At 71.5% G+C, this 22,288-nt stretch carries 21 protein-coding genes; 11 read left to right on the top strand and 10 right to left on the bottom strand.

Features of this window, described 5'->3' with window-relative positions; translation table 11 throughout:
• Positions 1-8: 8 nt before the first annotated feature.
• From ACLJQE_RS33370 to ACLJQE_RS33355, 4 genes are all read left to right on the top strand, one after another.
• Positions 9-887: a carbohydrate ABC transporter permease gene (locus ACLJQE_RS33370; RefSeq protein WP_410643515.1), complete on the top strand. Its 879-nt coding sequence runs from the start codon at positions 9-11 to the stop codon at positions 885-887.
• A 10-nt stretch (positions 888-897) separates the two neighbouring features.
• Entirely contained in the window at positions 898-1,833 is a 936-nt protein-coding gene (locus tag ACLJQE_RS33365) for a carbohydrate ABC transporter permease (RefSeq protein WP_410643514.1), read from the top strand.
• A 20-nt stretch (positions 1,834-1,853) separates the two neighbouring features.
• Positions 1,854-3,203 (top strand): ABC transporter substrate-binding protein, encoded by a 1,350-nt coding sequence (locus tag ACLJQE_RS33360; protein ID WP_410643513.1) that lies wholly within the window; start codon positions 1,854-1,856, stop codon positions 3,201-3,203.
• Positions 3,204-3,324: 121 nt separating this feature from the next.
• Positions 3,325-3,825: an AAA family ATPase gene (locus ACLJQE_RS33355; protein ID WP_410643512.1), complete on the top strand. Its 501-nt coding sequence runs from the start codon at positions 3,325-3,327 to the stop codon at positions 3,823-3,825.
• Here ACLJQE_RS33355 and ACLJQE_RS33350 read toward each other — a convergent pair.
• Positions 3,812-4,651 (bottom strand): TIGR03620 family F420-dependent LLM class oxidoreductase, encoded by an 840-nt coding sequence (locus ACLJQE_RS33350; RefSeq protein WP_410643511.1) that lies wholly within the window; start codon positions 4,649-4,651, stop codon positions 3,812-3,814. The two genes, ACLJQE_RS33355 and ACLJQE_RS33350, sit on opposite strands and share 14 nt — an antisense overlap.
• Before the next feature lie 89 nt (positions 4,652-4,740).
• Here ACLJQE_RS33350 and ACLJQE_RS33345 point away from each other — a divergent pair, with 89 nt between their 5' ends.
• Positions 4,741-5,586 carry a LysR family transcriptional regulator gene (locus ACLJQE_RS33345; RefSeq protein WP_410643510.1) on the top strand — a complete coding sequence of 282 codons (846 nt, stop codon included), beginning with the start codon at positions 4,741-4,743 and terminating at the stop codon, positions 5,584-5,586.
• Between the two features lie 148 nt (positions 5,587-5,734).
• On the opposite strand, the gene ACLJQE_RS33340 is transcribed toward ACLJQE_RS33345, so the two are convergent.
• Complete coding sequence (locus ACLJQE_RS33340) at positions 5,735-5,887, bottom strand: helix-turn-helix domain-containing protein (RefSeq protein ID WP_410643509.1); 153 nt, start codon at positions 5,885-5,887, stop codon at positions 5,735-5,737.
• 220 nt (positions 5,888-6,107) lie between these two features.
• Between ACLJQE_RS33340 and ACLJQE_RS33335 the strand changes: the two genes are divergently transcribed.
• Positions 6,108-7,151, top strand: coding sequence for a glycoside hydrolase family 43 protein (locus tag ACLJQE_RS33335; RefSeq protein ID WP_410643508.1), 1,044 nt, complete (start codon positions 6,108-6,110; stop codon positions 7,149-7,151).
• Between the two features lie 67 nt (positions 7,152-7,218).
• Here ACLJQE_RS33335 and ACLJQE_RS33330 read toward each other — a convergent pair whose 3' ends face one another.
• Positions 7,219-8,088 carry a M56 family metallopeptidase gene (locus ACLJQE_RS33330; RefSeq protein WP_410643507.1) on the bottom strand — a complete coding sequence of 290 codons (870 nt, stop codon included), beginning with the start codon at positions 8,086-8,088 and terminating at the stop codon, positions 7,219-7,221.
• Entirely contained in the window at positions 8,085-8,441 is a 357-nt protein-coding gene (locus ACLJQE_RS33325) for a BlaI/MecI/CopY family transcriptional regulator (protein WP_410643506.1), read from the bottom strand. Before ACLJQE_RS33325 ends, ACLJQE_RS33330 begins: the two co-directional genes overlap by 4 nt.
• Before the next feature lie 126 nt (positions 8,442-8,567).
• Here ACLJQE_RS33325 and ACLJQE_RS33320 point away from each other — a divergent pair, with 126 nt between their 5' ends.
• Positions 8,568-10,343 (top strand): ArnT family glycosyltransferase, encoded by a 1,776-nt coding sequence (locus ACLJQE_RS33320; protein ID WP_410643505.1) that lies wholly within the window; start codon positions 8,568-8,570, stop codon positions 10,341-10,343.
• A 175-nt stretch (positions 10,344-10,518) separates the two neighbouring features.
• Here ACLJQE_RS33320 and ACLJQE_RS33315 read toward each other — a convergent pair whose 3' ends face one another.
• Positions 10,519-11,271: a hypothetical protein gene (locus tag ACLJQE_RS33315; RefSeq protein WP_410643504.1), complete on the bottom strand. Its 753-nt coding sequence runs from the start codon at positions 11,269-11,271 to the stop codon at positions 10,519-10,521.
• Positions 11,264-11,797, bottom strand: a complete 534-nt coding sequence (locus ACLJQE_RS33310; protein WP_410643503.1) for an RNA polymerase sigma factor — start codon at positions 11,795-11,797, stop codon at positions 11,264-11,266. The genes ACLJQE_RS33315 and ACLJQE_RS33310 overlap by 8 nt, the downstream gene beginning before the upstream one ends.
• Before the next feature lie 117 nt (positions 11,798-11,914).
• Here ACLJQE_RS33310 and ACLJQE_RS33305 point away from each other — a divergent pair, with 117 nt between their 5' ends.
• A complete protein-coding gene (locus tag ACLJQE_RS33305; RefSeq protein ID WP_410643502.1) occupies positions 11,915-12,538 on the top strand; it encodes a hypothetical protein in 624 nt (207 codons plus the stop codon).
• Between the two features lie 468 nt (positions 12,539-13,006).
• On the opposite strand, the gene ACLJQE_RS33300 is transcribed toward ACLJQE_RS33305, so the two are convergent.
• The 3 genes from ACLJQE_RS33300 to ACLJQE_RS33290 form a co-directional block, all read right to left on the bottom strand.
• Positions 13,007-14,344, bottom strand: a complete 1,338-nt coding sequence (locus ACLJQE_RS33300; RefSeq protein ID WP_410643501.1) for an NtaA/DmoA family FMN-dependent monooxygenase — start codon at positions 14,342-14,344, stop codon at positions 13,007-13,009.
• A gap of 12 nt (positions 14,345-14,356) precedes the next feature.
• Positions 14,357-15,562 carry an LLM class flavin-dependent oxidoreductase gene (locus tag ACLJQE_RS33295; protein ID WP_410643500.1) on the bottom strand — a complete coding sequence of 402 codons (1,206 nt, stop codon included), beginning with the start codon at positions 15,560-15,562 and terminating at the stop codon, positions 14,357-14,359.
• A 139-nt stretch (positions 15,563-15,701) separates the two neighbouring features.
• Positions 15,702-16,859, bottom strand: coding sequence for a mandelate racemase/muconate lactonizing enzyme family protein (locus tag ACLJQE_RS33290; protein ID WP_410643499.1), 1,158 nt, complete (start codon positions 16,857-16,859; stop codon positions 15,702-15,704).
• A gap of 72 nt (positions 16,860-16,931) precedes the next feature.
• Between ACLJQE_RS33290 and ACLJQE_RS33285 the strand changes: the two genes are divergently transcribed.
• The 3 genes from ACLJQE_RS33285 to ACLJQE_RS33275 all read left to right on the top strand — a co-directional run bounded on the left by ACLJQE_RS33285 (position 16,932) and on the right by ACLJQE_RS33275 (position 21,351).
• Positions 16,932-17,678: a FadR/GntR family transcriptional regulator gene (locus tag ACLJQE_RS33285; RefSeq protein ID WP_410643498.1), complete on the top strand. Its 747-nt coding sequence runs from the start codon at positions 16,932-16,934 to the stop codon at positions 17,676-17,678.
• Positions 17,679-17,890: 212 nt separating this feature from the next.
• On the top strand, positions 17,891-19,327 hold the full coding sequence (locus ACLJQE_RS33280) for an extracellular solute-binding protein (protein ID WP_410643497.1): 1,437 nt from the start codon (positions 17,891-17,893) through the stop codon (positions 19,325-19,327).
• Entirely contained in the window at positions 19,324-21,351 is a 2,028-nt protein-coding gene (locus ACLJQE_RS33275) for an ABC transporter permease subunit (protein ID WP_410643496.1), read from the top strand. The genes ACLJQE_RS33280 and ACLJQE_RS33275 overlap by 4 nt, the downstream gene beginning before the upstream one ends.
• Positions 21,352-21,360: 9 nt before the next feature.
• On the opposite strand, the gene ACLJQE_RS33270 is transcribed toward ACLJQE_RS33275, so the two are convergent.
• Positions 21,361-22,101, bottom strand: a complete 741-nt coding sequence (locus ACLJQE_RS33270; protein WP_410643495.1) for a ribonuclease activity regulator RraA — start codon at positions 22,099-22,101, stop codon at positions 21,361-21,363.
• Positions 22,102-22,288 lie beyond the last annotated feature (187 nt).

The raw sequence follows: 22,288 nt of genomic DNA, 5'->3' as shown, positions 1-22,288 counted from the left end.
AGGCGGCGGTGAAGTTCCTGCCCGCCAGGGAAACGCGCGCCGCCTGGCTGTTCGTCGCACCCGCCGCGGCCGGGCTGCTCGCCTTCACCCTCGTCCCCGCGGTACGCGGGCTCTTCTCCAGTTTCACCGACTTCAGCGTCTTCCGGCCCGGGAAGTTCGTCGGAGCCGACAACTACCGGCAGCTCGCCGGTGACCCGGTCTTCTGGAACGCCCTGTGGGTCACCCTCGAGTACGTCGTGATCAACATCGGCGTGCAGACCGTCCTCGCGCTGGGGATCGCGGTGCTCCTGCACCGGCTGACGCGCTCGATGGTGATCCGCGGCCTGATCCTCACGCCGTACCTGGTGGCGAACGTGGTCGTCGCGCTTGTCTGGTTCTGGATCCTGGACTACCAGCTCGGGATCGGGAACCAGGTCCTGGACTGGCTCGGCCTGCCGAGGCTGGCGTTCTTCGGCGACCAGGCGCTGGCCATCCCCACGATCGCGCTGGTCAACGTCTGGCGGCACCTGGGCTACACCGCCCTGCTCATCTTCGCCGGGCTGCAGATGATCCCCAAGACCGTCTACGAGGCCGCGGCGATCGACGGGGCGACCGAGGCGAAGATGTTCTGGCGGGTCACGCTCCCGCTGCTGCGCCCGGTGCTGGCCCTGGTCCTCGTCGTCAGCGTGGTCGGCTCGTTCCAGACGTTCGACACCGTCGCCGTCACCACCCAGGGCGGTCCGGTCAACGCGACCCGCGTCCTCTACTACTACATCTACGAACTCGCCTTCGGCCGGTTCAAGTTCGGCTACGCCTCCGCGGTGTCGGTGGTGCTGTTCGTGGTGCTCGCCGCGGTGAGCCTCCTGCAACTGCGGCTGACCCGGGCCGGCCACTCGGACCTGGCGTGAGGAGCGAGCCATGACCACGGTGCTGCCCCGGACCTCCGTCCCGCCGCCCGAGGCGGCCACCCCGGTGCGCCGGTCGCGCGGGATCGGCCGGGCGATCGCGTGGATCGTCCTCGGCCTGGTCCTGCTGGTGACGTTGTTCCCCTTCTACTGGATGCTGCGGACGTCGTTCTCCAGCAACGGCGCTCTGGCGGCCGGCAGCGGAAACCCGTTCCCGGCGGGCTTCAGCCTCGGCGGCTGGAAACGCGTCCTCGGCCTGGCCACGCCGGCCGAGGCCCTGGCCGGCGGCGGCTCGGGTGCCTCGTTGCACTTCTGGCTCTACCTCCGCAATTCCGTGATCGTCGCGACCTCCACCACGGTGTGCCAGACGTTCTTCAGCGCCATGGCGGCCTACGCGTTCGCCCGGTTGCGGTGGCCGGGCCGCGACGCCGTGTTCTTCCTCTTCCTCTCCGCCATGATGGTGCCGCCGATCTTCACCATCCTGCCGAACTTCGTCCTCATGCGGGACCTCGGCCTGCTCAACACCTTCCTCGGCATCGTCCTGCCCACGCTGCTGATGGCGCCGTTCGCGGTGTTCTTCCTGCGCCAGTTCTTCCTCGCCATCCCGCGGGAGCTCGAAGAGGCCGCGATCCTCGACGGGGCGGGCCGTCCCCGCATCTTCTTCCGGCTCATCCTGCCGATGAGCTCCGCCCCACTGTCCACATTGGCCATTCTGACCTACATCACCTCGTGGAACGACTACTTCTGGCCGTTGCTGGTCGGCAAGGCCGACGACGTGCGGGTGCTCACGGTCGCCCTCGGCGTGTTCCGGTCCCAGACACCACAGGGAAATCCGGACTGGCCCGGCCTCATGGCGGCGACCCTGGTCTCCGCCCTGCCCGTCCTCGTGCTCTTCGCCCTGCTCGGCAGGCGCGTCATCAACTCGATCGGCTCGACCGGGCTGAAGTAGCCCGGGGGAAAGGAACCCCGATGAAGTGGCAACGAAGCCGGTTCACCGCCGCCGCGGCGGCCGGTGCCCTGGTCCTGGCCGGCTGTTCGGGCACGGCGGGCAGCTCCGGAGACGTCACCTTGAACTACTGGCTGTGGGACTCGGCCCAGCAGCCCGGGTACCAGAAGTGCGCGGACGCCTTCACCGGCGCGAACCCGGGCATCGGGGTCAAGCTCACCCAGTACGGGTGGGACGACTACTGGACCACGCTGACCGCCGGTCTGGTGTCCGGTGAAGGCCCGGACGTGTTCGTCTCGCACCTGAACCACTACCCGGAGCTGGCCGGCCAGAACCAGATCATGCCGATCGACGATGTCGTCGAGTCGAAGCAGGCGGACCTGTCGAGCTACCGCAAGGGCCTGGCCGATCTGTGGGTCGGCCAGGACGGCAAGCGCTACGGCCTGCCGAAGGACTACGACACCGTCGCGGTCTTCGCGAACCAGAAGATGCTCGACGACGCCGGGATCACGGCCCAGCAGCTGAACTCGATGGCCTGGAACCCCCGGGACGGCGGCACGTTCGAGAAGACGATCGCGCACCTGACGATCGACCGCAAGGGCGTCCGCGGCGACCAGCCCGGCTTCGACAAGGCGAACGTCGCGGTGTACGGCCTGGGGCTGAACGGTTCGGGCGGGGGATTCGGGCAGACGGAATGGAGCCAGTACGCCTTCGGCACCGGCTGGACCCACGCCGACCGGAACCCGTGGGGCGCCCGGTGGAACTACGGCGACCCGAAGTTCATCGAGACGATCGGGTGGTTCCAGTCGCTGGCGAAGAAGGGGTACCTGCCGACGCTCCAGGTGGCCGGCGGCGGCAAGGTGGGGCGCCAGCCCGACAACTACGGCGCGGGCAAGTACGCGATGGTCACCGAGGGAAGCTGGAACACGAAGACCTATTTCCGGCTGCAGGGCGTGAAGACGACGATCGCCCCGGTGCCGTCCGGCCCGGACGGCCGGCGCGCGTCGATGTTCAACGGGCTCGCCGACAACATCGCCGCCGGCACCCGGCACGCCGGCGAAGCCAAGAAGCTGGTGGCGTTCCTCGGGTCCAAGGCCTGCCAGGACCTGACGGCCGCCGAGGGGATCGCCTTCCCCGCGGTGGAGTCCTCGGCGCGGATCTCGAAGGACGCGTTCGCCGGGCAGGGCATCGACACGGCGGCGTTCCAGGTGCCGATCGACGAGAACAGCACGCACCTGGCGCCGGTGGCCCAGCACTGGACCGAACTGCAGGCGGTGATGAACCCGGCGATGGACGCGATCATGAGCCTCACCGCCGAACCGGACTCGCTCAAGGTCGCCAACCAGCAGGTCAACGCCCTCTTCACGCGGTAGCCCGCAGAGTCCGCGATGTGAGAAGGCCGTTCCCGGCTGCCGGGGCGGCTAAGCTGCCGAGCGTGACGACGCTCGTCCGCGGCGACGACGCCGACCGCAAGCTGGATCCCGAGGCCCGGTGATGTCCGCCGTCCTGGTCGTGCTCGGCGGCCTGCCGGGCACCGGCAAGTCCACGGTGGCCCGGCCGCTGGCTCGCGCACTGGGCGCGGCCTACCTGCGGATCGACACGATCGAGCAGGCTCTCGTGGACTCGGGCGAGCTCCCCGCAGCACCGCGGGCCGCGGGGTATGTCGCCGGTTACGCACTGGCCCGCGACCAGCTCGCCAACGGCGTCACCGTCGTCGCCGAGTGCGTCAATCCGCTGAAGATCACCAGGGACGCGTGGCGCGCGGCCGGGCCCCGCGTCCTCGAAGTCGAGCTCGTCTGCTCCGACCCGGCCGAGCACCGCGCCCGCGTGGAGGGGCGGACGGCCGACATCCCCGGCCTCGAGCTGCCGACGTGGCGGGACGTCGTCGAGCGGGAGTACGAGCCGTGGGACCGCGATCACCTGGTCGTCGACACCGCCACCACGACCGCGGCCGGGTGTGCCGAGCTGATCCTCCGGCACGTCACGGGGTTTTGACGGCGTGCGCCGCATCGGCGACCGTGCGCAGGGTGGCGACCGGGTCGTCGCCGAGGGGAAAGACGCCGATGTGGTCGGCACCGGCGTCGCGGTGGGCCAGCAGCTTCGTCGCGACGGTGGCCGGGTCGCCGTGGGCGACGAGCGCGTCGATGAGACGGTCGCTTCCCGCGTTGGCGAGGTCGTCGTCGGTGTAGCCGAGCCGCCGGAGGTTGTTCGCGTAGTTGGTGACCGCCAGCGCCGTCCCGGGTGGGGCGGACCGGGCGATCGCGCGGGCCCGTCCGGCGTCCGGCTCGACGAGGGCGAAGTGCCCCGGCAGCAGCAGTTTGCCCGTACCGAGGACCGAGCGCGCCTGCCGGGTGTGCTCGGGGGTGACCATGCCGGGAATGGTGCCGGCGGTGCGGTCGCGGGCCAGGCGCAGCATCCTCGGCCCGAGCGCGGCGAGCACGGTCCGGCCGGGCGGGACGCCCGCGGCGGCGAGCTTGTCCAAATAGGACACCAGAGTGTCGTGCGGCGAAGCGTATTCGGCGTGGACTTCGCGGTGCCCGACGCCGACGCCGAGCAGGAACCGGCCGGGGTGCCGGGCGTCGATCCGGTGGTAGGAGGCGGCGACGGTGTCCGGGTCGGCGGTCCAGACGTTCACCACGCTGGTGCCGACGGTCAGCCGGGTGGTCGCGTCGAGCAACTTCTCCGCGAGCGTGAGGCCGGCGGCCGGCGAGGCGTCCAGCCAGAGCGTGCCGTAGCCGGCTCGCTCGACTTCCGCCGCGGCTGCCGGGTTCACTTCGTGCTCGCGCAGATGGGCGCCGAGCAGGCCGAGATCGAGGGTCATGCCCCGACTTCAGCACGGCACCCCGCCGCGAACGAGGGCCAGGTCGCCCGCGCAGCGATAACCTGAGGGCATCGTCGCAGGGAGGACCGGTGGAACTACGGGCGTTGCGGTACTTCGTCACGGTCGCCGACGAACTGCACTTCGGCCGGGCCGCCGAGCGGCTGCACATCGCCCAGCCCGCGGTCAGCAGGCAGATCGCGCGGCTGGAGCGTGAGCTGGGGGTCCGGCTGTTCGACCGCTCACCGCGGCGGGTCCGGCTCACCGCGGCCGGACACCGGGTGCTCGACGCGGCGCGCGAGGCTCTCGCGGCCGCCGACCGGGTGCGGGTCGCGGCGAGCCCACGGGCGGGCGTGCTGCGCATCGGCATCGGCACGGGCCAGTTCACCGCGCGGCTGGAACGCGGGATCGACGCGTTGCGCGAGCAGGCCGCGGCGTTCGACGTCGTGCTCGTCGACCTGCCGCTGCCCGCACGCCTGAACGCGCTGCGGCAGGGGGAACTCGACCTGGCACTGGCGCGGGGTGTGCGGGCGGCGCCGGGGCTGCGGGTGCTGCCGACGTGGACGGAGTCCCTGTTCGCGGTCGTCTCCGCGCGCCACGCCGCCGCCGGTCGCGCGGCGGTCGGCGTGGCCGAACTGGCCGGTGGTCCCTTCCGGACCTCCCAGGACCACGACCCGTCCGTGGTCACCGCGCTGCGGGAGGCCGGAGCCGCGGTGCGGCCGGGGCACCGCGCGGGCACGGCCGGGGACACGATCGTCGAGGTCGGCTCCGATCCGGGCAGCTGGACGGTGCTGCCGGAAGATCAGGTCGCCGACCTTCGCTCCACGCGGGTGCGGGCCATCCCGCTCGAACCCCGCACGACGATCACCGGCAGCGTCGTCGTCCCGGACGACCTGCCGTCCCCTTGCGTTGCAGCCCACCGGGCGGCCTTCGGGTGACCGTGGCCGGTGAGCCGGTGAGCCGGTGAACTGGGGGGGCGACGCGGTCGGCGAGCAGGGCCCGGTCCTCGTCGCTCCACGCGTGCGTGGCGGCTTCTTCCGGGGTGCCGGCCGGAGTGCGGCCGCGGTTCTCCTGTTCACCGTCGGCTCAGACCAGGGTCACCGGTGCCGATTCCTCGAAGCGGTAGCCGACGCCGCGGACCGTGGTGATCGGGTCCAGGTGCGGCTCGAGCTCGGCCCGGAGCATGCGGACGTGGACGTCGACCGTCCGGTCGCCGCCGTGCTGCCGACTTGACGGCACGCTCGACGACCGCCGGCCGATCTCGGTGCTTCGCCGCTCGATGGTTCATCATGATTCGGATTTCCGATCGTGCCGCTCGGCCGGAACCCGGAAATTGTCGAATTGTCGAACTGTTTGTCGAATTCGACGAATGCTTGACACTTCGGGAAAGTACGCAATAGCGTGGCGCTGCTTTTGGCTGAGGGCATATCCCGACGGGTTCGAGCGGAAGGACGCACACATGCGCCGGTTCCGGAGCATCGCCGCCGTACTGCTGATCGCTTGCGGGCTGGTGGTGCCCGCGGGATCCGCGAGTGCCCGCCCGGGTTATGCCGGTTATCTGTTCGCCTACTTCACCGGCGAGGGTACGCCCGACGGTGAGCAGGTCTACTTCGCGCTCAGCCAGGGCAACGACCCGCTGCGGTGGCGGGAACCCCGTGGCGGCCCGGCGTTGATTTCGACCGTCGGGACCAAGGGGGTCCGGGATCCGTTCGTGATCCGGTCGCCGCGTGGTGACCGGTTCTACCTGATCGCGACGGACCTGCGGATGTACGGCCGGGACGACTGGGAGCAGTCGTGGCGCCACGGCAGCCGCTCGATCGTGGTGTGGGAGTCGGCGGACCTGGTGCGGTGGAGCGAGCCGCGGCTGGTCCGGGTTGCGCCGGACACCGCCGGCAACGTGTGGGCGCCGGAGGCGTTCTACGACCCGGCGCGCGGTGCGTATGTGGCGTTCTGGGCATCCACGATCTACCCGCCGGACGACACCGGTCACACCTCGACGTCCTACAACCGGATCGTGTACGCCACCACCCGGGACTTCCGCACGTTCAGCGAGCCGAAGGCCTGGTTCGACCCGGGGCATTCGGTGATCGACTCCACGGTGATCCGGCACGACGGCGAGTACTACCGGTTCTCCCAGGACGACCGCGGCCCGGGAGGCGGTGGCGCCACACCGTGCGGCCGGTACATCACGGAGGAGAAGTCCACCGTGCTCACCAGCAGCTCGTACGCGCTGGTGAAGGAGTGCATCGGCAAGGACGCCGTCGTCGGTGGCGAGGGCCCGTTGGTGTTCCGGTCGAACACCGAGAAGCGGTGGTACTTGTTCATCGACGAGTACGGCGGCCGTGGCTACCGGCCGTTCGTGACCACGGACCTGGCCTCCGGCGACTGGCGTCCGGTGGCGGACGCCCAGCTGCCGGGCCGTCCCCGGCACGGCACCGTCCTCCCCGTGACGCGGGCCGAGTACCACCGGCTGGCGGCTGCGGAATCCCGCGCTCGAGGGTGAACGACGCTCCGGTCGGCCGCACGGGCCCACCGCGCCGGGTTCGTCGCCTACGTCGCCGCGGCGAGGCTCAGCGCGGGGTGAGCAGCAGGCTGAGCGGCGTCGCCAGCAGCGTCAACACCGTGGCGGTGACCAGCCAGGGCAGCACGAGCGGACCGGTGGCCGGTGGGCGGCGGAGCCGGTCGATCCGCGACGTCGTGGCCGCTGCCGCGCCGAGGGTGCCGGGGGGTGGGGCGGCTGCGCCGTGCGCGCGGAACTTCTCGAGCGCGGCGGCCACGGTGTCGCGGCCGTGCCGGCGGGCGGCCCGGTCGTCGGCCCGCATTTCCAGCAGCAGGTGGATGTCCGCGCTGAGCCGGCGGCAGCGGGGGAACAGCCGGGCCAGTGCGGCGAACGGCGCGAGGGCGAGGTCGTGGCGCTCACGCAGGTGGGCGTGCTCGTGGGCGAGGACCGCGGCGAGTTCGCCGTCGGTCAGCACGCTGCGGGCACCCGTGCTGAGCACGATCTCGGCCGTCCGGCCGGGGACGCAGTAGACGACCGGCCGCGGGTGGTCGAGGACCAGTGCGTCACCGCGGGGCTCGGCGAGCAGTGCGAGGAGGTCGCGATGCCGGGCTCGCTGCCGGGCGACGCGGACCGCGCACCACAGCTGCTGCCCGGCGAGCGCGGCGGCCAGCGCGAGTCCGGCGGTGATCGCGAGGGCGCCGAGCGGATCCGGCGGGGCGGCGGCGAAGGAGAACAGGCCGGGCACGATGCCCTGGCGCAGGGGCACGAGCCCCAGCGCGAGCAGCCCGCTGACGGCCGCGACGACGATCGTGAGGGCGATCGCCTGCCACAGCGCCACGGCCAGCCGCGGCCGCAGGACCGGCCACCGCGCCCGTCGAAGGTAACCGGCGGCGAGCCCGGCCAGGAGGAGCGCGGCGAGGTGGTGCAGGACGTAGATCATGGCCGGCGCTTGCGGGTGAGCGCCTTGCGGAGGACGTCGGCCTCGTCGGCGCTCACCGCCTGGGCGAAGTGCGTCAGCGCGCCGTCGCGGTCGCCGGTCTCGCCGAGCGCCTCGAACATCAGCTCGGCGACGTACTCGTCGCGGCTCGCGGCGGGGGCGTACAGCCAGGCTCGCCCGTCGCGCTCCCGGCGCGCGAAACCCTTGTCCGCCAAGCGGGACAGCACCGTCATCACCGTCGTGTAGGCGAGGCCCCGGTCGGCGAGGGCCTCGTGGACCGCGCGCACGCTGCACGGGCCGGTCCGCGCCCACAACGCGTCCATCACGGCGCGCTCCAGCTCACCGAGCTTCCCCATCGCCCCTCCGTCCGGCACGACCCAGCGTGTCACGACCCCGCCTGTCACGACACAGCGTAGTAGACAGACCTCCACCGGTGTAGTACTACTTCGCGTAGTACTACAAACGGTAGCAAGGAGGGTGCGATGCGACGGCCGCTGGTCGTGCTGACCCTGGTGGCGGGCTGTCTGTACGGCTGGGGGCTGTTCCGGGGCGGGACGCACTACTACTACAGCGCGGCGGTGCGCAGCATGAGCACGAGCTGGTCCGCGTTCGTTTTCGGCGCGGTGGACCCGGCGGCGAGCATGACGGTGGACAAGCTGCCGGGCGGCCTGTGGGTGCAGGCGCTGTTCGTGCGGGTGCTCGGGTTCCATTCGTGGGTCCTGCTGCTGCCGGGCGCGCTCGCCGCGACGGCCACCGTGCCGCTGCTGTTCGCCGCCGTCCGCCGCTGGGCCGGGACACGGGCCGGCCTGATCGCCGCGGTCGTCCTCCTCGCCTCGCCGGTGGCGTTCGTGACCGCGCGGGTCAACCTGGTCGACCCGCTGCTCGTGCTGTGCCTGGTCGCGGCGGCCTACGCGCTGACCCGCGCCCGCGAAGACGCCCGGTGGCGCTGGGTGGTCGCGGCCGGCGCGCTGGTCGGCGTGGGCTTCCAGATCAAGATGGTCGAAGCCTGGGTCGTCCTGCCCGCGCTGGTGGCCGCGTGCCTGGCCGGTCCGGGGCCGCGGCTGTGGCGAGCGGCCGTGCTGAGCGGAACGGCGCTCGTGGTGTCCCTGACCTGGCTGGTGGCCGTCGGGTTCGTCCCGCGCGGCGAACGTCCGCACGTCGACGGCAGCCGGGGCGACTCGTGGTGGGAACTGGTCTTCGGCTACAACGGCCTCGGCCGGAGCCTGGCCGGAGGCGGTTCGCCGTTGTCGGCGACGGCGGCGCCCTACGGCGGGCCGCCCGGACCGTTGCGGCTGCTGGACGACCAGCTCGGGGGTCAAATCGGCTGGCTGGTTCCGCTGGCGCTGGTGCTGCTGGCCGCCGCCTGGTGGACGCACCGCCGCGATCCTTTGTGGACACTCTGGGGCGGCTGGCTGCTGACGGCCGTGCTGGTGCTGAGCTTCCTGCCGGGCATCCACCCGTACTACGCGACGCTGCTCGCGCCGGCCTTGGCCGCGGTCGTCGCTGCCGGTGTCCCCGTGGCCTGGACGTGGTGGCGAGACCGCGGTGGCCGGTGGTGGGTGCTGCCGGCCGGCGGGGTCCTCTCCGGCGCGGGCGCCACCGTGGTCGTGACCCGTGCGGGCGGGCCGGGCTGGCTGGTGGCGGCCGCGGTGGTGGCCGTCCTCGGGCCGGCACTGCTGCGCGGCGCACGCCGGGCGGTCGCCGCCTCGGGTGCGGTGGTGCTGCTGGCGGCACCGGTGGCCTGGATCGCGATCACCCCCGCCGTGCCCCCGAACTCGATGCACACCGCCAACCCGGTCGCGGGACCGCAGACCGCCGTCGCGGTCTTCGGCGTCGCCGATCCGCGCATCACCCTGGCCCGCATCCTCGGCATCCCGCCGACCGGGCCGGTGCCCCCGATCGACGCGCCCCTGCCCGGGGCCGACGTCGACCCCGGCTTGCTGGGCCACCTGCGGGCGCGGCACGCGGGGGAGTGGTTCCTGTTCGCGACCGGGGACGCGAGCACCGCGTCGCCCTACCTCGCCGCCGGGTACAGCGTGCTCCCGATGGGCGGGTTCACCGGCTTCTCGCCGTACCCGAAACCGGACGAGGTCGCGGAGCTCGTCCACACGGGACAGCTGCGGTTCCTCTACCTGCCCGCGGTCCCCGGCCTGCCGGGCGTGCTCGGTGAACGCGCGGCGTGGGCGCGCGGCCACTGCACGCCGGTGCCGCTCCGGGCGCCGAGCGGCATGACGCTGTTCGACTGCGCGGCCGGCTGAGGCGCGGCCTCGGGGAGCGGCCGGAGCCCGGACATCCGGCCGCTGGGACGGGCGGTTCAAGCCGACCTGGTCGCGTTGTCGTGCGTTGCCCGAGTCCGTGGGTTCACGGACGGCGGCGAAAAGCGATCATGAACAACCTTCGGTGGTCGCTTTCCCCTTGCGGGACAACGCTCGATCACGAGACCGTCGCCGCGATCTTCAGGGCGTCCTCGACGGTGAACGCGCCTTCGAGCCGGTAGGTGACGGCGTCTCGCTGCCAGATCAGCGACTGGGCGGCGAGGCGTGCCGTTTCGGTGCGCCACTCGCCGGCCCGGTCGACGTACATCAGCCCGTGTGGCCGGTCGATCCAGATCGCCGGTCCGCCGCCGACACTCACCTGACGGCCGCCGGACATGCCGAGGAACTTCTCGAAGACCGGGCCGAGCTGCCCGTCGAACTCGTCGAGCCGGACGGCGACCGGCCCCGCCGCCGCGGCCGGCCGGCCCGGCCCGGCCTGGTAGAGCAGCGAAACGACGCGCGCCGGATCGCCGGTGACGCGGACGTCGTCCGGCCGGCCGAGTGCGGCCGGGACCCCGATCGGGAACGCCGTCAGCCGGCGCGCTTCGGCCAGCTCCACCGAGCGCTCGCCGGGGAGCAGGCCCTGGCCGCGCACGGTGGGGCCGGGTTCGCCGCGCAGCTCGATGCCGGCGAACCGCAGCAGGTCGGTCACGGTCGCGCGGACCGCGGGCGACTGCGTGACCGCCGCGGCGAACGCCAGCACGAGCGCCGCGGCGACGGTGGCCCAGCGCGGAACCACCGGACGCCGTCGCGGCCGGGCGGTCACCCGGGCCAGGACGGCCGCGCGCACCTCGGGGGCCGGCGGCACGTCGAGGCGGTCGCCGAGCGCACGCAGCGCGGCGGCGAGCCGCGCGTCCCGGGGATCAGTCACCGACCGCCTCCTTGTCCGGCTCGGCCAGCAGCTCCCGCAGCCGGGCGAACGCGCGATGCGCCCGCGACTTCACCGAACCCCGCGGGCACCCGAGCACCTCCGCCGTTTCTCCTTCCGTGAGGTCGAGGAAGTACCGGCAGATCACGACGGCCCGGTTCTTCTCGGGCAACGTCCGCACCGCGTCCAGCAACGCGGCACCGGCCGCGTCCGACACCGCCTGTGCCGCCGGATCTTCGTCGCGGACCGGCTCCAGGCGCCTGGCACGCAATTCGGTCGCGGCGCGCCGTCGCCGGGAGCGGACGAGGTTGTGCGTCTCGTTCGCGACGATGCGCAGCAGCCAGGCGCGGAACGAGGCGCCACCGCGAAACGACGGCAGCGCCCGGAAAGCCTTCACGAACGCCTCCTGCACGACGTCCTCCGCCTCGTGCCCGGCGCCCAGCAGGTAGGCCGTGCGGTGGGCGAGCGCGGTGTACCGGTCGACCAGCGTCCCGTAGGACGCCGGGTCACCGTCGCGAATCCGGGCCACCACCTCGTCGTCGTCCGTCGCCCGCCCCTTCCCACGGCTGTTCCACCCTCCTCTACACCGGCCGCGGCCGCGAGGTTCCCCCGGGAACCGGTTCGTGCGCCGCGGTGTAGTGCGGGCATGAAACTGCGACTCGTGTCCCTGCTCGGTGCCGTCCTGGTGGCCATGCTGGTGCCGGCGCCCGGCGCCGTGGCGGGCAACTGGGCGACGACGTACCTCGACCCGCTGCCGGAGACCTTCGGAGCCGGACAGCCCTACACCGTCGGCTATTGGGTGCTGCAGCACGGTTCCCACGTCAGCTACGGAGAACTGGGTTCGACCGCCCTCGTCTTCACGCCCGCGCAGGGTGTTCCGGCGGTGTTCGGCGGTGTCGCCCTGCGCGAACCGGCGCACTACGCGGCCGCGATCGCCCTGCCCCACGACGGGATCTGGCGGGTGTCGGCGCGCCAGGGCAGCTTCGCCGACTACGAAATCGGCACGCTGACGGTGCCCGGACGGCTGGCCGTCACCCCGCCACCGCCCCCGATGGGGGCCGGCGAGAAGCAGGCGTGGGGCGTGATCCGGCCACCGGCGATCGCCCTGAGCGGCGGCGGGGCCGGGCAGGCTCAGCCGGTGGCCCCGAGCGCCGGGGAGTCACCGGCGCCGCTGGGGGTGGTGCTGGCGGTGGCCGGCCTGGTCGTCGTCGCGGGAGCCGCGCTCCTGGTGGAAGGGCGCCGGCTGCGAACCGGTGCCCGAGAACGCTGATACCGGCACCGGCCGCTCAAGGCGCGCCGGGTCCGCGACGGCGAGGGCTTGTTCCGCTGGGTGGACGTGCCGGCCGTCCCGACAATGCCCACATGACGGCGTCGGACGACGAAACCGCCTACGACCGGGTGCGGCTCACGCAGTGGCAGGCCGGACAGGCGCGCCTGTCCGGGACTGAGCGCCGCCACCTGGCGGCTGGAGCTGTTCGGCTCGGGGCTGCGCGGCGGGCCGGTCTAGTTCACCTAGCGGGACTTGCGCGAGCTGCCGTCGGAGACGATCACCGCGTTCATCGAGTGCGCGGGGGGACGGCGTGGAAACTCGGGGCCACTCCCTCGAGGTGCCGCTCGCGGCCCTGCGCACCTGGGCGGAGGAGAACATGGCGTCGATCGATCGGGCCAACGCCGCGACCCGCGGCTGAAGCCCGGTTCCCGATCAGCCAACCGGCACCGAGTTGTCCGAAAGGGACGGTCAGGCCGGCTCGATCCCGAGGTGGTCGCGCAGCGTGGCGCCGGTGTACTCGGTCCGGAACGAGCCGCGCTCCTGCAGCAGGGGCACCACCGTGTCGGCGAACTCGTCGAGCCCGCCGGGGGTGACGTGCGGGACGAGGATGAAGCCGTCGCTCGCGTCGGCCTGGACGAGGTCGTCGATGGCCGCCGCCACGGTCGACGGGGAGCCGATGAACGTCTGCCTGCCGGTGACCTCGATGATCAGGTCGCGGGTGGACAGGTTCTTCGCCTCGGCCAGCTGCCGCCATTCCCGGGCGGTGGCGACGGGGTCGCGGTACATGCGGACGCTGGCCCGGCCGGGGGCGATCGTCGATTCCCCGACCACCGGGTCGGTCGACGGCAACGGGCCCTCGGGGTCGTGACCGGACAGGTCGGTGTTCCACACCTGCTCGAGGAACTTGATCGCGGTCTGCCCGCTGACCTGCTGCCGGCGCACGACGTGGGCGCGCTCGTGGGCGTCGGCGTCGGTGTCGCCGAGCACGAACGTCGCCGCGGGCAGGATCACCAGCTGTTCCGGGGTCCGGCCGTACTTCGCCAGCCGGCCCTTCACGTCGGAGTAGAACGCCTGGCCGGCCTCGAGGGTGCCGTAGCGGCTGAAGATCGCGTCGGCGGTGGCCGCGGCGAACTCGCGGCCCTCGTCGGAGTCGCCGGCCTGGATGATCACCGGACGCCCCTGGGGGCTGCGCGGCACCGGGAACCGGCCTTCGATGTCGAAGTGGGCGTCGTGGTGGGCGAAGGAACCCGCCTCGGGCGCGCGCAGGAACACGCCGCTCTCCTGGTCGGCGGCGATCTCGTCGCCGCGCCAGGAGTCGAACAGCTCCCAGGCGGTGCGCAGGAACGTCTCGGCGCGCTCGTAGCGCTGGTCCTGCGGCAGGAACCCGCCGCGGCGGAAGTTCTCGCCGGTGAAGGCGTCCCACGACGTGACGACGTTCCACGCGGCGCGCCCGGCGGAGAGGTGGTCGAGCGACGCGAACTGGCGGGCGACCTCGAACGGCTCGTTGAAGGTCGAGTTGATCGTGCCGGCCAGCCCGAGCCGCTCGGTGACCGCGGCCAGTGCGGACAGCACGGTGAAGGTGTCCGGGCGGCCGACGACGTCGAGGTCGTAGATCTGCCCGTTCTGCTCGCGCAGCCGCAGGCCTTCGGCGAGGAAGAAGAAGTCGAACTTCGCGCGCTCGGCGGTCTGCGCGAGCTTGACGAAGGAGCTGAACTCGATGTGGCTGCCGGCTTCGGGGTCGCTCCACACGGTCGTGTTGTTCACGCCGGGGAAGTGCGCCGCGAGGTGGATCTGCTTCCGGGGCATCTGGAGTCTCCCTTAGACGGCGGCGTAGCGGTTGGCGGGCCGGGCGAGGCCGAGCAGACCCCGCAGGGTGCTCGCCTCGTACTCGGTGCGGAAGCGCCCGCGGGACCGCAGTTCCGGGACCAGGCCGCGGGTGATCGCGGTCAGGTCGTGCGGGACCGCACCGGGCCGGAGCCGGAAGCCGGAGAGCCCGGCGTTCTGCCAGTCGAGCAGCAGGTCGGCGAGCCCGGCCGGGGTGCCGGTGAAGGTGTGGGCGTCGGAGGTGTACTCCGCGCCGAACCGGTCGTCGAGCCGGGCCTTGCGGTCGGCGGCGGCCTGCTCGGTCTCGTCGAGGAAGATGACGAGATCGCCGAAGACGTGCAGGGTTTCGGCGCCGCGCCCGGCCTTCTCCTGCTCGTCGCGCACCTCGGCGACGATCGAGCCGGCCTGCCCGCGGTCGAAGGGCGTCACGTAGACGACGTCGGCGGAGCGGGCGGCGAGCCGGTAGGGGATCGGGGCGTGGGCGAGCGCGGTGACCGGTGGCTGGCCCTGCGGCGGGCGCGGGGTGATCGACGGGCCCTTGACCGAGAACCAGCGCCCGGCGAAGTCGATGTAGTGCAGCTTCTCGCGGTCGATGAACCGGCCGGTGGCGACGTCGCGGATCTCGGCGTCGTCCTCCCAGCTGTCCCACAGGCGGCGCAGTACCTCGACGTGGTCCGCGGCCTCGTCGAAGAGGTCGGCGAGCGGGCTGGGCCGGTCCGGTTCGGCGGAGTCCCCGAGCCGGAACTCGCCGAACTCGCGGCGCCCGAAGTGCCGGTTGTCGTCGGCGCGGCCGGCGACCTGCACGCGGACGCCGGCCCGCCCGGAGCTGACGTAGTCGAGCGTGGCGATGGCTTTGGACAGGTGGAACGGCTCGGTGTGGGTGACCACCGCGGTCGGCACGAGCCCGATGCGCGAGGTCAGCGGGGCGACCCGGGCGGCGACGAGCACGGCGTCGAGGCGGCCCTGGACGATGTCGGTCCGCTCGCCGGGCCGGTCGAGGTAGCTCACCGTCTGCAGGGCCAGCGAGTCTTCGATGGTGACGAAGTCCAGCTTGCCGGCCTCGGCCTCCCGGACCAGATCGGCCCAGTAGCCGGCGGTGAGCAGCTCGCGCGGCCGCGCGCCGGGCTCGCGCCAGGCGGCGGGGTGCCACCCCGTCCCGTCCAGCGCGACGGCGATCCGCGGTCCGTTCCCTGACGCCATCCTGATCTTCCCTCCGTCGCTCGTACCGGCAGTGTGCGCCGGATTACCCGCCGCGGGCGGGACCGGCCAACTGATGGGACGGGAAGGGACCGCCGGGAATAAAACCGCCCGGCTCGGTGCTCGGTCGTCGCCGGCTCCGCTACTCGAACACCCCGTAGCCCGCGACGGCGTGCGCCCGGACGCCGTCCATGTCGAGCTCCACGCCGATGCCGGGGGTGTCGGGAAGCGTGATGTAGCCGTCCTTGACGATCGAGCCGCTTCCGTCGGGGGCGTGGACGTAGCTGTCCCACACCGCGCGCTCGTCGAGGGCGTGCCATTCCTGGACGAAGAAGTTGGGGATCGCTCCGCACTGGTGCGACGTGGCCATCGTGCCCAGCGGCGTCGACACCAGGTGGGGTGCGAAGGGAATGTAGTGCAGCTCCGCGAGGTTGGCGATCTTCTTGGCCTCGGCGAGGCCGCCGCACTTCGGCACGTCCGGCTCGATGACGTCCACCGCGCCGCGCTCGAGCAGCTCGCGGAAACCCCACCGCAGGTAGAGGTTCTCGCCCGCGCAGATCGGCGTGCGGGTCTGCGCGCGCACCCGCACCAGCGCGTCGACGTTCTCCGCCGGCAGCGGTTCTTCGAGCCACATCAGGTTGAACGGCTCGAGCTCCCACGAGATGCGGCACGCGCTCGGCACGTCGTAGCGGGCGTGGAGGTCGATGGCCAGATCGACGTCCGGTCCGATCGCTTCGCGGACGGCGGCCACGCGTTCGACCATCGAACGCAGCTCGCCGGCGTTGATCGTGTGGTTGAAGGCGTCGAACTTGGCGGGGTGGTGCAGGTCGTCGATGTCGAACTTGAGGGCGGTGAAGCCTTCGGCGACCATCCGCTGGGCCCGGTCGACGCAGCCGGCGATCGAGCCCGCCGGGTCGTCGCCGTCGCCGCAGTCGGCGTAGAGGCGGATCCGGTCGCGGAACTTCCCGCCGAGCAGCCGGTACACCGGCTGGCCCGCGGCCTTGCCGGCAAGGTCCCACAGCGCGAGCTCGATCCCGGACAGGGCGATCACGAACACCCCGCCCTGCGGTCCCGCGAAAACCTTGCTGCGGCGCAGTTTTTCCCAGCACCGCTCGACGTTGCGCGGGTCCTCGCCGATCAGGAGCGGCGTCAGGTCCTTGATCATCCCGACGACGGCACCCGCGCCGGCGTCGGGATTGGCCTCGCCGAACCCGCTGACGCCCTCGTCGGTGTCGATCCGCACCAGCGTCGCCTGACCGTGGTAGGCCACCACCGCCGTCGTGACGTTCACGATCCGCATTGCTCTCCTGCCGCAGGGTGGTGCAGATGAACGGACTAACGCGATGTCCAACTTGTCCGATAAGCTGATGACATGCAAAGGAGACAAGAGTCTCCGGACGCTGTCAAGGTCCGGACGCTCCCGGTGCAGGTCGCGGCCCGCCTGACCCGGCGCATCGTCGGCGGCGGCATCGAGGACGGCCGGGCCCCGTCGGAACTCGAGATCACCCGCGAGTTCGGGGTGTCGCGCGTGGTGGCGCGGGAGACGCTCAAGATCCTTGCATCGCTTGACATCGTCGACGTCGCGCAGGGCCGTCGCGTCGTCGTGCGCCCCCGCGCGGAGTGGGACTACCTGAGCCCGCTGCTGATCGAGTGGCTGCCCGCGGAGACCGTCGACGAGCTGCTGCAGGAACTGCACCAGCTGCGCGCACTGCTCGAGCCCGAACTCGCCGCGATGGCCGCGGCCAGCATCACCGACGAGACGCTGGCCCGGCTCGGGAAGGAAATCGAGCGGATGTCGGCGCTCGAAGCGGATCCCGAGGCCTACCTCGAGGTCGACCACGAATTCCACATGGAGATCTGCCGGGCGGCCGACAACCGCATCCTCGACCGGATCATGTACTCCGCGCGCTGGCTGGGCACGGCCAGCCGGCGCCTCACCAACGAGGCGCCGGCCGGGCTGCGCCGCGCCACCGCCCAGCACGCGGAGATCTACGAGGCGCTCGTGGCGCGCGACCCGGACGGGGCCCGCGCGGCGATGCGCAAGCACTTGAGCAACAACTTCTCCACGCTCCTCGCGGAGAAGGAGCAGCGAAGCAAGCGGGCCGTCCGGCGGCGCTAGCGCACTGCACGACCGAAATCCGCCAACCGTTGACGAGGACGGACGAGGCATGGCAGCAAAGGTGATTCCGCCGGTACCGATCGGTACCGTACTCGTATTCGACCCAGGTACCAGCAGTTCGGCGTCCTTCGCCGCATGAACGACCCGCAGCGGGGCGCTCGCCTCGCTGTCCCGCCGGTTGCACCGTCGCCCCGTCGGTACGAGGAGTTGTCATGGAAGAGAGAAATGACCTGTCGAGGCGCACGTTCCTCGGGATGAGCGCGGGGGTGGGCGCGCTGGGCGCGCTCGGTCTCGCCGGGTGCTCGGGCGGGCCCGCCCCCGCACCGCAGGTTGACGTCCAGGTGCCCCAGGCGCTGCTCGATGAAGCTTCCAGGCTCCGCGGCGGGTCGGTGGGGATGCTCTCGCAGAAGCTGTACTCGGAGGCCGCCAACAAGGCGCTGGACAAGTCGCTGCAGGTGTTCGCGCAGGCCACCGGCACCACGATCCGCAACGACCTGGTCTCCGGCGACGCCGGTGACATGGTCGCGAAGATGGACGCCGAGGTGAAGGCGGGCACCAACCGCGATCTGGCCTTCATGAGCGACCGGCGGTTCGTCGGCCAGCTCCACAACCTCGGCGCCCTCACCGACGTCACCGACGTGGTCGAGGAGATGCGCGCGCTCTACGGGGAGCCCGCGTCGGAGGCCAACGACTACTGCGTGTTCGACGGGCGCTGGTTCGCGATCCCGTACCACTTCATCGCGGCCGGGATGTACCTGCGCAAGGACTGGTACCAGGAGAAGGGGCTCCCGCTCAAACCCCACTACACGTGGGAAGAGCTGCGCGACAACGCGTTGGCGGTCTCCGACCCGGCGAAGCGGCGTTTCGGCTGGGGTCTCACGGTGAACCGCTCCGGCGACGCCAACGGCTTCATCGCGAACGTCATCAACACCTACGGCGGGGCGATCGCGGACAACACCGGTACGAAGGTGGTGTTCAACTCGCCGGAAACCGTCGCCGCCGTCACGTTCATCGGCGACATCTACACGAACCCGAAGTACACGCCGATGCTGCCACCCGGGATCGGCAGCTGGACCGACTCGAGCAACAACGAGAACTGGCTGGCCCAGATCCTGGGGCTCACGCTGAACCAGTACAGCGTCTACGCCGACTCGAAGACCAAGAAGAACCCGGTCTACGCCAACACGCATCCGTTCAACGGCGCCACCGGACCGGCGATCGACCGGCCACTGGCGTTCGGCGAGTCCAACTCGTTCGTCGTGTTCAAGGGGGCGAAGAACCCGGACCTCGCCAAGCTGGTGGCGAAGTTCATGGTCGGCGGGAGCGCGCTGCTCGGGGTCGCGAAGGAAGCACCGTGCCTGGTCAACCCGTCGTGGAGCAAGGTGTGGGACTCCGACCCGTACTACACGAGCGGTGACCCGGCGTTCCCCGCGCTGCGCGAGCAAACCCGCGCGCCGCTCCCGATGAAGACCAGGACCGGCTTCGAGTTTCCCCAGGCGCCGAGCCCCGGCGAGCAGGCCGCGACCGCCGCCTACCTGCTGACCGACATGATGCAGTCGGTCATCCAGGGCACCCGGCCGGCCGACGCCGTCGCCGCGACCCACACCCGGATCGTCCAGATCTTCGAGCAGCAGGGCTATCGGCAGTGACTGTCCTGCGTCCGAAAGCGACACCGCCGACACCGCCGGCGCCGGCCCGTCCGGCGTCGGGCGGGTCGTCCTCGCTCACGCGAACGCAGCGGCGGCTCGGGCGCGACTGGCGCCTCGCCGCGGTGTTCATCGGGCCGACGCTGGTGCTGGTCGCCGGCCTGATCCTGGTCCCGATCGTCAGCTCGATCTTCACCAGCGCCACGGAGCGCCACGGTGCCGAGACGGTGTTCGTCGGGCTGGACAACTACACCGCCCTCGTCGACGACGCCTTGTTCCACAAAGGCGTGCTCAATTCGTTCGTGTTCACCGCCTACGCCGAGATCTTCAAGGTGACCTTCGGGCTCATCGCGGCGTTGATGCTGCACCACATGCGCCGCGGCCGGGCGATCATCGCCGGGGTGATCCTGCTGCCGTGGGTGATCCCGACGGTCGTCACGGGCTTCACCTGGCGGTCCTTGTTCGACCCGATCTTCGGCAGCGTCAACGTCCTGCTCACCGACTCCGGCATCGGGCCCTTCCTCGCCGACGTCGGCCTCGTGAACTCCTGGCCCGCGGAGTGGCTGTCCGATCCCGCGCTCGCGATGCCGGCGGTCATCCTGGTCAACGTCTGGAAGGGCATCCCGTTCTTCACGGTGACGTTCCTCGCCGGGCTCAAGGCCATCGACGGCAACCTGCACGAGGCGGCGATGGTGGACGGCGCCTCGCCGTGGCAGCGCTTCGTGCACATCACCCTGCCGGGGCTGCGCCCCGTCATGATCGTGACGGTGCTGCTCTCGTCGATCTGGACGTTCAACAACTTCGACCTGATCTGGCTGATGACCCAGGGCGGACCGGGGGACGCCACCGCTCCGTACGTGATGGTGGCCTACTCGAAGGCCATCCAGCAGCTGCAGCTGGGCGCGGGCGCCGCGGTCACGCTGGTGATGCTGCCGATCATCGCCGTCCTCGTGGTGATCCTCGTGCGGATGATGCGCCGCAGCGACCTGCCGGGCGCGAGCGACCTGGGCCGGCGGCGGCTGACTCCCGCTCAGCGCAAGGCGTTGCCGTGGGTGATCGTCGCGGCCTCGGTGCTCGTGCTGGTCTGGGCGTCGCCGCAGATCGTCTGGAAGGCCGCGCTCGTGCTGGGCGTGTTCGTGGTGCTGGCGGCCGCCGTGGGCCGGGTGGTCTCCGTGCTCGCGACGCGGGGCAACCGGCTCGCCGCCCGCCTGGTCGGCGGCGCCGGCAGCGGAGTCGCGCTCGTGGGTCTGCTGGCCTTCGTGCTCGCGCCGCTCTACTGGATGACGATCACGGCCTTCAAGTCCGACGACCAGATCGTCGCGCGCACCGACGACCTCTGGCCGACCCCGTGGAGCACCGAGCAGTTCACCAACCTGTTCACCGGCCGGGCGTTCGGCACCTGGTACGTCAACACGATCCTGGTGTCGGTGGCGTCCACCGTGATCGCCGTGGTCTGCGCGGCGCTGGCCGGCTACGCGCTGGCGCGGCTGAAGTTCCGGGGTTCGGAGAGCTTCACGGTGACGATCCTGCTCACCTACGTGATGCCGGGCGCGCTGCTGTTCATCCCGCTGTACGAGCTGATGAGCGGGATCGGGCTCAACGATTCGTTGTGGTCGCTCGTGCTCGCCTACCCCACGTTCACCCTGCCGTTCGCGACGTGGCTGCTCGTCGGCTACTTCAAGTCGATCCCGGCCGACCTCGAGGAGGCCGCGCTGGTCGACGGCTGCACGCGGTTCGGGGCGTTCCGCCGGATCGTGCTGCCGCTGGCCAAGCCGGGCCTGCTCGCGGTCGCGTTGTTCACCCTCACCAACGCGTGGAACGAGTTCCTGTTCGCGTTCGTGTTCATCACCAAGGACGACTACAAGACGCTGCCCGTCGGCATGCAGTCGATGATCTTCGGTGACGTCGTGCCGCAGGGGCAGCTGGCCGCGGCCTCGCTGCTGATCAGCATCCCGGTCGTGCTCATGTACGGGTTCGGGCAGCGGTTCCTGACCGAGGGCCTCACCGCCGGGGCCGTGAAGGGATGAGCGCGCCCGTCAGGCCCGGCCCCGCTCGGCGCGCCACCGTTCGTATTCGGGCCGGGCCTCGTCCGAGAGGGGGTAGTACCGCCGCAGGTCGCCGCCCTCGGCCAGCCGCATCCGGGAGAACTCTTCCCATTCCGCGTGTTCCTGCGCGGCGGCCAGCAGCGGGCGCGCGAGTTTGACCGGCACCACGACCGCCCCGTCGTCGTCGGCGACGACGATGTCACCCGGCTCGACGAGCGTGCCACCGCACGCCACCGGCACGTTGACCGCGGCCGGGACGATGCCGGTCTGGGCGTGGAAGTTCGGGGTGGCGCCCCGGATCCACAGCCCGAGGCCGAGCTGCTTGGCCTCACCGATGTCGCGCAGGCACCCGTCGACCACCACCCCGGCGCCACCGCGGCCCTTGAAGTAGGTCAGCATCATCTCGCCGAACACCCCGCTGCTCATGTCACCGCGTGCGTCGACGACGATCAGGTCACCCGGCTGGGTGTGGTACATGACGTGCCGGTGCAGCTGCTTTTCCGGTTCGGCGTACTCGTCGACGGGGTAGCGGTCTTCCCGCTTCGGCAGGAACTGCAGCGTCAGCGCCGGGCCGGCCACCCGCACGCCGGGGGTCACCGAAACCGGGCCACGGATGAAGGCACTGCGAATGCCCATGCGGCTCAGTTCGGCGCTGGCCGTCGCACTGCCGATGGTCGCGAGCGCCGCACTGAGCTCGGCAGGCGGGCGAACGATGTCGGGCGTCTCGACCACGTCGGTAGCTCCCTCGGGTCCGCGCTGACGTGACTATCGGAGAGTTTCGGAAGATCTTGACCCGAGCGTAGTCCGGCAGCCCGCATCCGCGAAACACCCGGCCACTGACGGGCTCTCGGCGAGCGCGCGGTGCCCGTGACCGCTGCGCGTCACGCGAAACGTTCGTCGTGGACGGTTCCCCCGAAAG

The sequence above is a fragment of the Amycolatopsis sp. lyj-346 genome (assembly GCF_046548975.1).
GTDB lineage: Bacteria > Actinomycetota > Actinomycetes > Mycobacteriales > Pseudonocardiaceae > Amycolatopsis.
Note: the sequence above shows the minus strand (reverse complement) of the source record. Positions and strands in the feature narration are given on the sequence as shown.

What these genes read in the sequence shown, in the direction of transcription:
- ACLJQE_RS33300 (WP_410643501.1), bottom strand. Translation starts at nt 14,344, where the DNA reads ATGCCCCGGAAGCAGATCCACCTCGCGGCGCACTTCCCCGGCGTGAAC.
- ACLJQE_RS33325 (WP_410643506.1), bottom strand. Translation starts at nt 8,441, where the DNA reads ATGGGGAAGCTCGGTGAGCTGGAGCGCGCCGTGATGGACGCGTTGTGG.
- ACLJQE_RS33285 (WP_410643498.1), top strand. Translation starts at nt 16,932, where the DNA reads ATGCAAAGGAGACAAGAGTCTCCGGACGCTGTCAAGGTCCGGACGCTC.
- ACLJQE_RS33355 (WP_410643512.1), top strand. Translation starts at nt 3,325, where the DNA reads ATGTCCGCCGTCCTGGTCGTGCTCGGCGGCCTGCCGGGCACCGGCAAG.
- ACLJQE_RS33330 (WP_410643507.1), bottom strand. Translation starts at nt 8,088, where the DNA reads ATGATCTACGTCCTGCACCACCTCGCCGCGCTCCTCCTGGCCGGGCTC.
- ACLJQE_RS33360 (WP_410643513.1), top strand. Translation starts at nt 1,854, where the DNA reads ATGAAGTGGCAACGAAGCCGGTTCACCGCCGCCGCGGCGGCCGGTGCC.
- ACLJQE_RS33305 (WP_410643502.1), top strand. Translation starts at nt 11,915, where the DNA reads ATGAAACTGCGACTCGTGTCCCTGCTCGGTGCCGTCCTGGTGGCCATG.
- ACLJQE_RS33280 (WP_410643497.1), top strand. Translation starts at nt 17,891, where the DNA reads ATGGAAGAGAGAAATGACCTGTCGAGGCGCACGTTCCTCGGGATGAGC.
- ACLJQE_RS33320 (WP_410643505.1), top strand. Translation starts at nt 8,568, where the DNA reads ATGCGACGGCCGCTGGTCGTGCTGACCCTGGTGGCGGGCTGTCTGTAC.
- ACLJQE_RS33350 (WP_410643511.1), bottom strand. Translation starts at nt 4,651, where the DNA reads ATGACCCTCGATCTCGGCCTGCTCGGCGCCCATCTGCGCGAGCACGAA.
- ACLJQE_RS33295 (WP_410643500.1), bottom strand. Translation starts at nt 15,562, where the DNA reads ATGGCGTCAGGGAACGGACCGCGGATCGCCGTCGCGCTGGACGGGACG.
- ACLJQE_RS33365 (WP_410643514.1), top strand. Translation starts at nt 898, where the DNA reads ATGACCACGGTGCTGCCCCGGACCTCCGTCCCGCCGCCCGAGGCGGCC.
- ACLJQE_RS33290 (WP_410643499.1), bottom strand. Translation starts at nt 16,859, where the DNA reads ATGCGGATCGTGAACGTCACGACGGCGGTGGTGGCCTACCACGGTCAG.
- ACLJQE_RS33335 (WP_410643508.1), top strand. Translation starts at nt 6,108, where the DNA reads ATGCGCCGGTTCCGGAGCATCGCCGCCGTACTGCTGATCGCTTGCGGG.